We start from the raw sequence: 11,543 nt of genomic DNA, 5'->3' as shown, positions 1-11,543 counted from the left end.
ACTCTTGGTATATCAGTCCGTGACCCGTCGCGCATAATAAAGGATGGCTCTTATTTGCGCAATTTTTATACAGTCATTTGGACTGATTAAATCGATACAGCGGTAACAGGTAACGCTGCGAAAGTGTCGTTATCTGCAGGTAATGCTCAGGGGTGAGGGTTCTCCACAGCCTCTGATACCAGATATCTTCACCTTCGCCGCTTGAAAACAAACCGCCTTCATACGCTTGCAAGAATTTACTTTGCGCTTTTTGCAGCGTTGTCTCATCCGATAACATGGCATCAATTGCTGCGTCGTAACAGGCTTTTATCCATGCGCCACCGCTTTCTGGTAGCAGCAGCAATGGTTTTGCCATCCCTTCGCGATAGCCTTCAATCATGAGCGCCAAATGTTGCAATGCGTCGTCCGGCTTCATCGCAGGGAAACGCCATTCGCCACCACTGCGGACAAATAAACGACTCTCCCCAACCCCGCCGCTAGCACAGTAGACAAGATGCTCAAGCCAAAGTTGCAAGCCCTGGGTAACGCTGAGTTTCGATGGTCGCCAGCGTAACAGGCCATCGGACTGTACATGCGCCAGCCATCCGCTCAGATGCACGCCTGCGCATTCCAGATCGACCTCCATGCTTTGACCGGGCTGGCGCTGCGCGATCACCCGGTCTGCCAACTCCTGCATTTCAAGCTGCTGGGCTTCCCAGATAATCTCGCCAAACGCGCCATAGGGCAATGCTCCTGCCGCACGATAGTGACGAAAAAGCTTTTCAACGTCCTGTTGGTCCACCAGCGCATTGAGCAGTTCCTGGTTGAGCTGGTAGCGACTTAGCCCTTCCAGAATAAAAGGTTCGGCATCGGGGATATCGCTCTCTTCCGCACGGAAATTGACGCGCAGTCGCATCTGGAAGAAGGCGCGTACCGGGTGTGCCCAGAAACGCAACAGTTGCTCAAGCGTCAGCGATTCCAGCGCAAGCGGGGAAAGTTGCTGAATAAATTCAGGGTGCGCCGCGCCCTGTTGGCTTGCCGCGGGCAACCAGTCGCTGGCAAAACTTTGCCATTCGCCAGGGCGGAAATTGGCAGCATCAAACGGCATACGAGGGTGTAGATAGCAAATATGTTCTTTAACGCGCTTTTCACTCTCATCGCAATTTAGCGCTTCATCACCCGGCAGGCAGTGGCTTTGCCCAATATAATCAAGTAACTCCTGCACGAGCACAGACGGAAAACGTTCGCTGTTATCCTGAATCGAGCGACCGATATAGCTGATGTAGAGTTTTTCCTGCGCGGAAATCAACGCCTCAAGGAACAGGTAGCGGTCATCATCACGACGGCTACGGTCGCCGCGCTGGGATTGATGGCTCATCAGGTCGAACCCCAGCGGTGCAAGGGTTCGCGGGTAGACGCCGTCATTCATACCCAACAGGCATACCACTTTAAAAGGGATAGAACGCATTGGCATCAGGGTACAGATATTCACCGGACCGGCCAGAAAGCGCTGGCTGATGCGCTCCTGATCGAGACGCTGCGCCAGTTCGTCGCGTAAGACGGAAAGTGGGATATCTTCGCCGTACGCTGCATCAATACCCTGTGCAATTATCGCCTGCCACTGCTGTTCGATGAGCGCCAGCGCGGCTTCTGTGTCCTGATCGGGCAGGAAAAAGTCATTGAGCATCTCCCGACAGACCGGCAGCCACTCTTCAAGCGGACGCGCCTGCGCCAGTCCCTGCCGCCAGGTATTAAGCTGCATGAGCAAGGAAGCGAGATGACCGACCAGCTCAGCAATCAGCCCGCTGGATTCATCATAAGGCAGAATGGATTGCCATTCCCCCTGACGACTTTCCATCGCGTATCCCAGCAGCATGCGGGTTAAACCAAATTGCCAGGTATGTTGTCCGGTCGCCGGGAGTTCCAGTTCACGGACATTATCGTCATCCATTCCCCAGCGAATGCCCGACTCATTGACCCACTGGCGCAGGTAACGCAATCCCTCTTCATCAATATTGAAACGCGCCGCCAGCACGGGGACATCCAGCAGCGCCAGTACGTCTTCCGAAACAAAGCGGCTATCGGGTAACGACAGCAAACTAATAAATGCCTGTAGCGCCGGATGCGCCTGACGTGCACGGCGGTCAGAAATGGCGTAAGGAATGTAACGCTCACCCACAGCGCTACCAAAAACAGACTGGATATACGGACTGTAGCTGTCGATATCAGCCACCATCACCACAATGTCTCTTGGCGTTAGCGACGGATCGGCCTCCAGCATCGCCAGCAGATTGTCATGTAATACTTCAACTTCCCGCTGTGGGCTATGACAGATATGAACCGTCACACTACGGTCGTCGGGCTCAAGCAGGCGCTTTTTATCGCTGCGCTCATACTCTTCGGCATTCACTCCTGCGACGGCGCTATTTTGCAGTTCCAACATGTCGTATTGCAGGTTCTGTAAAATGTGCCCAGGCGTAACATCGACAAACGCATCCAGGTCCTGGTAATTCTCCAGCCCGGCAAGCAGGTGCACATAATCGCGCCCCAGTTTGCCCCATGAGGCAAGCAGTGGGTTCGGTAAATTTTGCTCACCATCGCTGTTAAACAAGCCTTGTACAGCACTCGCATCACGAAAAAGAGGCAGCGTTCGCTCGTCGCGATGATGTCGGCGCTGGCGGGTCAGCAGTTTGGCTAAAAATGCCGGGTCTTTAATATCACCCCAGTAGTAGCGGCAAGGGTTGGTAAAGAGCAGGTGTACATCAATATGCTTACCCAGCGCCTGTAACGCCTGTAGGTAGACTGGCGGCAGCGCTGAAATGCCACATATAAATACACGCGACGGTAACCCAGGCGGGCACTGCTCAGCCGATTCAAGCACATTGATAAAGCGCTGATAAAGATTGGCACGGTGCCAGTGCGGCTGTCCAAGCTCGGCTGTATGCTCCACCAGACGACGCCATAGCGGCGCCTGCCAGATTTGCGCCTCATCAAGACCATCCACTTTTTTCCCGGCTTCCCAGAGGGTGAGCCACTCCGGGCGATAGACAAGGTATTGGTCGAAAAGATCCGCAATACGGGAGGAAAGCTGAAACAGCTTGCGCTTGTCGTCGTCATCGCTCAGGTAGTGGCGCAACATGACAAATTCGTCCTGCTCCAGCATCTCTGGTAGCAGCGACATCAGTTTCCAGCTCATACTCTGTTTATTAAATGCGCTCTCTTTTGGGATGTCCGGCAGGACACGCACAAACATATCCCAGATAAAACTGGCAGGGAGCGGAAAGTCGATATTGGCGGCAATGCCAAACTTCTGCGCCAGCGTCATTTGCAGCCATTGCGCCATACCCGTGCTCTGAACCAGCACCACTTCGGGTTCAAAAGGATCGCTGAGGTGGTCGCGTTCAACGATAAACTCCATCAATGCTTCCAGCACATCCAAATGATTGGAGTGATAAACCCTTAGCATACGTGCTCCTGACTACTGGCTGTTTGGGCAAAATGTTCGCGTCATTTGCCCTTTTCTGCCCACTGGCGAAATGATAATAACCCTGATGCTGACACATCCCTGGTCGCTTGTCTGCTCCTTCTGTACCTGCCACCCTGCGGGTAGCGGCGGCGGATACATTTGCGCCTGCTGCCAGGCGTGGCGCCACAAAAGTCGGTACTGGCTCCATGCGTGAAAACCGGAGGCAAGCGCCCGATGATAGCCTCCCAGCGCGGTAACCACCATCACCAGCAAAACCATAGCCAGCAGCACTTCGGGCAGGCTAAATCCGCGCTGTCTTATGGAATCTGACATAGCGCCGTTTCCTTACGTGGGCAAAAATCACTCCAGCCGTGTGCGGAAAACACCACATTGTTACGCTCAATATACCCGCCTCGCCATAAACGCTGTTTGCCACTTTCCACGGTTAATAACACAGCCTGGTCTGTGAACACACGCAGGCATGCCTGCCAGGGTTCAGTGGGGTGTTGCAGACATTGCAATGCGGGCTCCCTGAGCCAGGGGTGCCTTTGCGCCCACATCATCGCCGACTGCACCTGCGCATACTGGCGAAGGTGCTCGCTCTCCGTGCTCACCCGGCGTATATGGGTCTTCAATTGCTGATTTAACCCATTAAGCATCAGGCTACCGAGTATGAGCATAAGCAGCACCAGTGCCAGTGAAGACATCCCGCGCTCACGGTTCACAAGTTAAAACCACTCACGCTAAAGGCAGCCGAAATATGTTGCGTGTTCTGCTCTTTGATTTGGCCTGCAAGACTGATGGTAAAGACAGGCGCCAAGCCAGTGGTTTGCTGCCGGGTTACCGTAAACAGGGTGATATCTACCGTATTGGGATCCGTCATTTTATCCCAGCCCTTTCCCTCGCAGGATGTTGCGCCGCGCAAGGTTTCCAGCACGCCGTTTTGCAGACGAAACCCCGTCTGGTCGGCATCGCTGGCCGGCGATGTTTCCCATCGTCCGTTGCTGTTAGCATCCCATTGCACCACCACGCAACTCCCATTACGCCCGATAGTCAACGCTTGCCCCACACATTCACCGTTGCAATATCCGGCACGCTGAATGTGCCTGGCAACGGTATACAGGCGCTGCCAGAGTTCATCTTCAAGCATCTGATGACGAGTCTGTTGCAGCACAGCAAACTGTAACGCGGGAAGAAAGCGCGCCGCCGCCAGCAGAATAACGCTCCCTATCGCCATCGCCAGCAAGGTCTCCAGCAAGGAAAACCCCTGTTGCCGGTCTAACATGATTCGTCCGCCGCACGTTGACACATCCGTATCCTCCCCCAGCCCGACACCACGATCCGCCACTCACCCGCATCACTTGCGACCCGAATATGCCCTCCCCATGCCGTATTACGCAGGCCATAGAAACCTAATGAAGGTGTAATTTCCACGAGGTTAACCTCAGGCCACACAGGGCGAATAAGATACGGGGAATCGATCGAGCAGCCTGTTTGCAGCTCCTGGGTATGCAGGCACCAGGCATCCTCAGAACGGGATGCCAGAATAAGCCGCTCCTGGTTATGCCAGTTGGCATCATCGCGCAGCATCTCCAGGAAATGCCGCACCTGTAACGCGGTTTGCCATAAGCGCTGCTGGGCCTGCCAGGTACGCCAGCCGGTAATCCCGATGCCGCTCAGAATAACGATCAGCGCCACCGCAACCATCGTCTCAATCAGAGTAAATCCGTGTTCGTTTTTCATGGCGGCAGTCTGGCGCAGCATCGTCATAATGGCGAGCGGCCGGTACCCGTTTTACGAGACGTCACGAAACAAACTGGCGGGTTTGCAGCGGGTTACAAACGGTCTGGAAGATATGCCGAAGAATACGTAATGAGGATAAAAAAACCGGCGCTCTGTGGCGCCGGTTATGCGATGCTGCGTTCGGTCAGATAGCGACCGGGGCTTTAATCGCCGGGTGCGGATCGTAGCCTTCGATTTCAAAATCATCGAAGCGGTAATCAAACAGCGATGCGGGCTTACGCTTGATTTTGAGCGTAGGCAGCGCACGCGGTTCGCGGCTCAGTTGCAGGCGCGTTTGCTCCAGGTGGTTGCTGTACAGGTGAGTATCGCCACCGGTCCAGACAAAATCTCCAGGTTCCAGGTCACACTGTTGCGCCATCATATGCACCAGTAATGCGTAGCTGGCGATATTAAAAGGCAGACCAAGGAAGATATCGCAAGAGCGCTGGTAGAGCTGGCAGGAGAGCTTGCCGTCCGCGACATAGAACTGGAAAAACGCGTGGCACGGCGCAAGAGCCATTTTATCCAGTTCGCCCACGTTCCAGGCTGACACGATGATACGGCGTGAATCCGGATCGTTTTTCAACTGGTTCAGTACGGTCGAGATCTGGTCAATATGACGACCATCCGGCGTTGGCCAGGCGCGCCACTGTTTGCCATAAACCGGCCCGAGGTTGCCCTGCTCATCAGCCCATTCATCCCAGATAGAGACCTTGTTCTCTTTCAGGTAAGCGATGTTGGTATCGCCCTGCAGGAACCACAGCAGCTCATGAATAATGGAGCGCAAATGGCAACGCTTGGTGGTCACCAGCGGAAAACCGTCCTGCAGATTAAAGCGCATCTGATGGCCAAAAATAGAGAGCGTGCCCGTCCCTGTACGGTCGTTTTTCGGGGTGCCCTCATTGAGCACCTTTTGCATCAGTTCTAAATACTGTTTCATGGTTCCTCAGGAAACGTGTTGCGGCGCACGACGACGATACGCCCAAACCATCATGATAATACCCGCAACAATCATCGGGATGGAGAGGATCTGCCCCATGCTGATGTATTGCACCCACGTCCCCGTAAATTGTGCATCCGGCTGGCGGAAGAACTCAACGATGATACGGAACGCGCCATAGCCAATCAGGAACAGGCCAGACACAGCCCCCATCGGGCGAGGTTTGCGGATATAGAGATTCAGGATAATGAATAACACGATGCCTTCCAGCACCAGCTCATACAACTGGGAAGGATGACGAGGCAGAACGCCGTAAGTGTCAAAAATGGATTGCCACTGCGGATGAGACGGCAGTAATGCGGCATCTTCTGCGCGCGACCCCGGGAAGAGCATTGCCAGCGGGAAGCTCGGATCGACACGGCCCCACAGTTCGCCGTTGATAAAGTTACCCAGACGTCCGGCCCCCAGACCAAAAGGAATCAGCGGGGCAATAAAATCTGCAACCTGGAAAAAGTTACGTTTGGTGCGTTTGGCAAAGACGATCATCACGACGATAACGCCGATCAAGCCGCCGTGGAAAGACATGCCGCCGTCCCAGACGCGGAACAAATACAGCGGATCGTTGAGGAAGATCGGGAAATTATAGAACAGAACGTAGCCAATACGCCCGCCCAGGAACACCCCAAGAAAGCCTGCGTAGAGCAGATTTTCAACTTCATTTTTCGTCCAGCCACTGCCTGGACGGCCAGCACGACGGGTTGCGAGCCACATGGCAAAGACAAAGCCAACAAGGTACATCAACCCGTACCAGTGAAGAGAAACCGGCCCAATGGAAAAAATTACTGGATCAAATTCAGGAAAACGCAGATAGCCACTATTCATCTGTCACCACAACATGTTGTTATTCCGCCGAAAGTGGACAGCGGTATAGATGCGCGCCCGTTCTGGCGGGCGCTCCAAAGGCGCGAATGATAGCATAAGGAGGTCAGGCTGGATGCGGCGAAGTTGTAAAAGATATGTATACCCGTCATCCTTTACGCCGCAGGTGCGTTGGCTTCCTGCAACGCAAATGATTTAGGGTATTACCCGCCATCCTTCACGCCGCAGACACGCTAGCTCCCCCACCGCGCCCCGGTCACAGAGTTGTCTGTGCTCCCGGGAACTTGCCTCTACAACCCACCGCGAATAAGACCACCCAGACCGCGTCGCTCCATAAATGCCGCGACCTGATGTCGTACTTCGGTCGCCAGTTGCGCCTCAAGCGTACGGTTGGCCAGCGTTTGCGCCTCAGCAAAATCAATACGCCGTAGCAGATATTTAATACGCGCTACCGACTTACCGTTCATCGACAGATGGCTAAAGCCAAGGCCAATCAGCACCGCCACACACATGGGATCTCCCGCCATTTCACCGCACAGACGCAGATCGACGCCCGCCTGTTCGGCTTCTCTGGCAATCATCGCCAGCGCGCGCAACACGGCAGGATGCAGGCTGTCATACATACTGGCCACACGCGTATTGTTACGATCAACCGCCAGAATATACTGAGTAAGGTCATTAGTGCCGATAGAGATAAAGTCGACCCGATTCGCCAGGTGCGAGAGCATAAACACCATTGATGGTACTTCAATCATCACGCCAATACGCGGTTTCGGAATGGCGTAACCAATCATCTCTTCGACTTCACGCCCGGCACGTTCAATCAGCCGTTTTGCTTCATCCACCTCATCAATACTGGTGATCATCGGCAGCAGGATGCTGAGATTTCCGGTAGCCGCGTTCGCACGCAGCATTGCGCGTACCTGCACAAGGAAGATTTCCGGCTGATCGAGTGTAATCCGGATGCCACGCCAGCCCAGGCACGGGTTCTCTTCGCTTATCGGCATATACGGCAACTGTTTATCCGCGCCGATATCCAGCGTACGCAGGGTCACCGGCTTATCGTTAAACATCTGCAGCATGCCCTGATACTGCGCAACCTGCTCTTCCTCCGACGGAAAACCACTTTGCAACATAAAGGGAATTTCGGTGCGATAAAGCCCGATGCCGTCAATACGACTACCGAGCTTCTCTTCATGCTCCGGACTGAGCCCCGCGTTGAGCATCACCCTGATGCGCTCACCGCTTTTAAGCTGCGCGGCGAGGTTCACATCATCTTCGGCAAGCCGGGTTAATTCATTCTCTTCGGTGATAAGTCGCTGGTATTCCTGCAACAGAACGGGCTCTGGATCCACCAGCAGCTCACCGCGATAGCCGTCCACCACCAGCGTGCGACGATGCAGCACAGAAGGCTGAATATCCGCCCCCATAACCGTCGGGATCCCGAGCGCACGAACCATGATTGCCGCATGGGAGTTGGATGCGCCATCGCGGACTACAACACCCGCGAGCCTGTCATGCGGAAGCTCCGCCAGCGTTGTCGCAGATAATTCATCGGCAACAAGAATAAAGCGTTCCGGCCAGGTATTGGGGCCTTGAATATTATCATCGAGATGGAACAGTAAGCGCTGGCCGAGCGTGCGTAAATCGCCAGAGCGTTCTTTCAGATAACCGTCACTCAATGCCGCAAACTGCTCGGCGAATCGTTCAATAACCGTTTTGACCGCCCATTCAGCGACCAGACCTTTATCTACCTCGGCAAACAGCTCACGACGCAGACGCGCATCGGAAAGCAGATGCGAGTAAAGATCGAAAATCGCCGCCGTCTCTTTTTGCGCACCCGCAGAAAAGCGCTTGCTATAACGACGAAACTCGCCCGCCGCCTCTTCCAGCGCGCTGGTCAGCCTTTCCCGTTCAAGCGTTGTGTTGAGGGTCGAGGCTTCATAAACCTGTTCCATCAACGGCAGCGTTTCATCCATCCAGCCTTCGGCAATGGCCACGCCGGATGACGCAGGAAGCGCGCGAATACGTGTCTGGCGATACTGACCAAACAGCGCGGTTAGTTGCGACTGAGAGAGAATGGCCGCCATTTGGGTAGCCAGCGTCACCAGGAAGGATTCTTCGCTTTCATCGTACTGGCGCAGTTCACGTTGCTGAACAACCAAAACACCGAGAAGCTGACGACGCTGAATAATCGGCACGCCGAGAAAAGCGCGAAAACGCTCTTCTTTTACGGCAGGGATGTATTTAAAACTGGGGTGTTTTTGCGCATCAGCAAGGTTAATAGGTTCCGCCAGCCTGCCTACCAGGCCGACGATACCTTGATCAAATGCGAGAGTGACCGTACGCCCGCGCGGCTTTTTTAAACCGCGAGTCGCCATTAAGTAATAACAACGCCGGTCATGGTCTGCGAGGTAGACGGAGCAAACTTCCGTCTCCATCGCCTCGCAAATATCTGTGACCAGTATTTCCAGCGCTTCATTCAGTCGCGGCGCGCTGGCAACTTTTTCAACGATTTCTCGCAAGCGGGTGAGCATAATGTGCGTGGCTTAACCTCTTTTACGTCGCCAGGCAGGTGCACTTTGTGGCTTAGGCGGAATCTCCTGAAGCGCCATCACGGCCCCTGCAAACTCTTTCATCACCCGTCGGTAGACATCGCGTTTGAACGACACTACCTGACGAACAGGATACCAGTAGCTCACCCAGCGCCAGCCATCAAACTCAGGGGTACTACTGGTTTGCATATTGACATCAGCATCACTGCTGACCAATTGCAGAAGAAACCATTTTTGTTTCTGGCCGATACAGACCGGCTTTGTATCCCAACGCACCAAACGTTTCGGTAACTTGTAACGCAACCAGTTACGGGTAGAAGCAAGGATTCGAACATCTTTACGATTTAAGCCTACTTCCTCGAACAGCTCCCTGAACATCGCCTGCTCCGGAGACTCGCCTGGGTTGATTCCCCCCTGGGGAAACTGCCAGGAGTGCTGCCCGAAGCGTCTGGCCCACATGACCTGGCCCTGTCGATTACAGATTACGATACCCACATTTGGGCGGTAGCCATCGTCATCAATCACCGGACTACCTCAAAATAAACCTGAATTAATCGATTGTTTCACACTCGTGGAAAACGGTAAACCACTCAATTACGACGGAACAAACGGATAACATTTGAATAACTCACAATTATCGGCAAAGTTATAAACAGACGCCCCCTCGCCTGCCCGGTTTTATTCACCTTTTCTGTGGATAGACTTGTGAAGAACCGGAGATTTAACATTGGAAAACCCGGAGTAGTCTGAATATGCAAATAATCGACCCAGTGAATAATTACCTTAAATTCATTGAGTTAATAGGTTTATTTCTGTATTTGCATCACATAATGTGATGATCGTCACTATAGTGATCCTTGTACTGATGAAAGATCGAACAACGTCGTTTTTATCCACAGATTATGCCAATAACTTAGGCACATTTTGTGCAGAAATTCGATTTTCGTCGCACGTCAAGGCTGTAAATCGAAACAGTAGTGACACTTTTACCCAGTTATCCCATTTTTCTGTGGATAACATGGTGTAAGATCCTGTTCATTGTCAGTGACCAGATTTGAACAACCGCGTAGCGAGTTGCGCAACACCACCTTTTTCACGGAAAATTATCTTATGAATCAGTCCTTTTACCAGGGCGGGTGGAAAAAGATCGCAGCCAGCGACGGTGTGCATAATTGCAGTTCATTTTTTAATCAAGGTTTTAGCATGTCCGCCATACAACCTTTACTAACGTCTCCTGAGTCTGAAATTCAGTTGCTTACCCAGGCGCAACATCTCGCAGGCTACACCCTGGGTGAACTTGCCCGGCTTGCCGGATTACCCATTCCTCGCGATCTGAAACGCGATAAAGGCTGGACGGGTATCCTGCTGGAGCAGTGGCTCGGCGCCAGTGCAGGCAGTAAACCGGAGCAGGATTTCGCAGCGCTGGGCGTAGAGCTGAAAACGATCCCCATCGATAGCGCGGGCCGGCCGCTGGAGACGACGTTTGTCTGCGTCGCCCCGCTAACAGGCAATACAGGGGTGGTGTGGGAAACCAGTCATGTACGTCATAAATTGCGCCGCGTGTTATGGATCCCCATCGAAGGTTCGCGCGACATTCCCCTTGCCGAGCGCCGCGTAGGCTCGCCGCTGCTCTGGAGTCCCAGTGAAGAGGAAGAAACCCAGTTGCGCATGGACTGGGAAGAGTTGATGGACTTGATTGTGCTTGGCCAGGTTGAGCGTATTACAGCGCGTCACGGGGAGGTGTTGCAGTTGCGCCCGAAAGCGGCAAACAGCAAAGCGCTGACCGAAGCCGTCGGCGCACATGGAGAACCTATCCTGACGCTGCCGCGTGGTTTCTATCTGAAAAAGAATTTCACCGGCGCGCTGCTCGCCCGCCATTTCCTGGTGCCAGGGGATTAACTTTTACCTCCGCGCGGCTGGCGCTTATAATCAGCCTTTCTTT

10 protein-coding genes and 1 pseudogene are annotated in these 11,543 nt (G+C 53.7%); 2 read left to right on the top strand and 9 right to left on the bottom strand.

The features are described 5' to 3' along the window. Positions 1-73: 73 nt before the first annotated feature. From recC to rppH, 9 genes are all read right to left on the bottom strand, one after another. Positions 74-3,445, bottom strand: coding sequence for an exodeoxyribonuclease V subunit gamma (gene recC, locus MRY16398_RS05040; RefSeq protein ID WP_125123926.1), 3,372 nt, complete (start codon positions 3,443-3,445; stop codon positions 74-76). A gap of 12 nt (positions 3,446-3,457) precedes the next feature. Beyond that, the gene (locus tag MRY16398_RS05035) at positions 3,458-3,778 is read right to left on the bottom strand and encodes a prepilin-type N-terminal cleavage/methylation domain-containing protein (RefSeq protein ID WP_039077104.1); all 321 of its coding nucleotides are present in this window, start codon (positions 3,776-3,778) and stop codon (positions 3,458-3,460) included. Then, complete coding sequence (locus MRY16398_RS05030) at positions 3,763-4,170, bottom strand: DUF2509 family protein (RefSeq protein WP_079498506.1); 408 nt, start codon at positions 4,168-4,170, stop codon at positions 3,763-3,765. The genes MRY16398_RS05035 and MRY16398_RS05030 overlap by 16 nt, the downstream gene beginning before the upstream one ends. Beyond that, positions 4,167-4,730 carry a prepilin peptidase-dependent protein gene (locus MRY16398_RS05025; RefSeq protein ID WP_125123925.1) on the bottom strand — a complete coding sequence of 188 codons (564 nt, stop codon included), beginning with the start codon at positions 4,728-4,730 and terminating at the stop codon, positions 4,167-4,169. The genes MRY16398_RS05030 and MRY16398_RS05025 overlap by 4 nt, the downstream gene beginning before the upstream one ends. Further along, positions 4,724-5,188, bottom strand: coding sequence for a prepilin peptidase-dependent protein (locus MRY16398_RS05020; RefSeq protein ID WP_039077153.1), 465 nt, complete (start codon positions 5,186-5,188; stop codon positions 4,724-4,726). Before MRY16398_RS05020 ends, MRY16398_RS05025 begins: the two co-directional genes overlap by 7 nt. A gap of 184 nt (positions 5,189-5,372) precedes the next feature. Next, a complete protein-coding gene (thyA, locus tag MRY16398_RS05015; RefSeq protein ID WP_039077107.1) occupies positions 5,373-6,167 on the bottom strand; it encodes a thymidylate synthase in 795 nt (264 codons plus the stop codon). A 6-nt stretch (positions 6,168-6,173) separates the two neighbouring features. Next, the gene (gene lgt / locus MRY16398_RS05010) at positions 6,174-7,049 is read right to left on the bottom strand and encodes a prolipoprotein diacylglyceryl transferase (RefSeq protein WP_039077108.1); all 876 of its coding nucleotides are present in this window, start codon (positions 7,047-7,049) and stop codon (positions 6,174-6,176) included. A 287-nt stretch (positions 7,050-7,336) separates the two neighbouring features. Beyond that, positions 7,337-9,583, bottom strand: coding sequence for a phosphoenolpyruvate--protein phosphotransferase (gene ptsP, locus MRY16398_RS05005; protein WP_039077109.1), 2,247 nt, complete (start codon positions 9,581-9,583; stop codon positions 7,337-7,339). Between the two features lie 12 nt (positions 9,584-9,595). Further along, positions 9,596-10,126 carry an RNA pyrophosphohydrolase gene (rppH, locus tag MRY16398_RS05000; RefSeq protein WP_039077110.1) on the bottom strand — a complete coding sequence of 177 codons (531 nt, stop codon included), beginning with the start codon at positions 10,124-10,126 and terminating at the stop codon, positions 9,596-9,598. Between the two features lie 452 nt (positions 10,127-10,578). Between rppH and MRY16398_RS30845 the strand changes: the two are divergent. Both MRY16398_RS30845 and mutH read left to right on the top strand, forming a co-directional pair. Further along, positions 10,579-10,653 (top strand): annotated as a pseudogene (locus MRY16398_RS30845) (hypothetical protein); the annotation flags it as partial. A 151-nt stretch (positions 10,654-10,804) separates the two neighbouring features. Further along, the gene (gene mutH / locus MRY16398_RS04995; RefSeq protein WP_079498541.1) at positions 10,805-11,500 is read left to right on the top strand and encodes a DNA mismatch repair endonuclease MutH; all 696 of its coding nucleotides are present in this window, start codon (positions 10,805-10,807) and stop codon (positions 11,498-11,500) included. The last annotated feature ends 43 nt before the right edge of the window (positions 11,501-11,543 follow it).

Origin of the sequence: Phytobacter sp. MRY16-398, from assembly GCF_003925915.1 — a bacterium.
Lineage (GTDB): Bacteria > Pseudomonadota > Gammaproteobacteria > Enterobacterales > Enterobacteriaceae > Phytobacter > Phytobacter diazotrophicus.
Note: the sequence above shows the minus strand (reverse complement) of the source record. Positions and strands in the feature narration are given on the sequence as shown.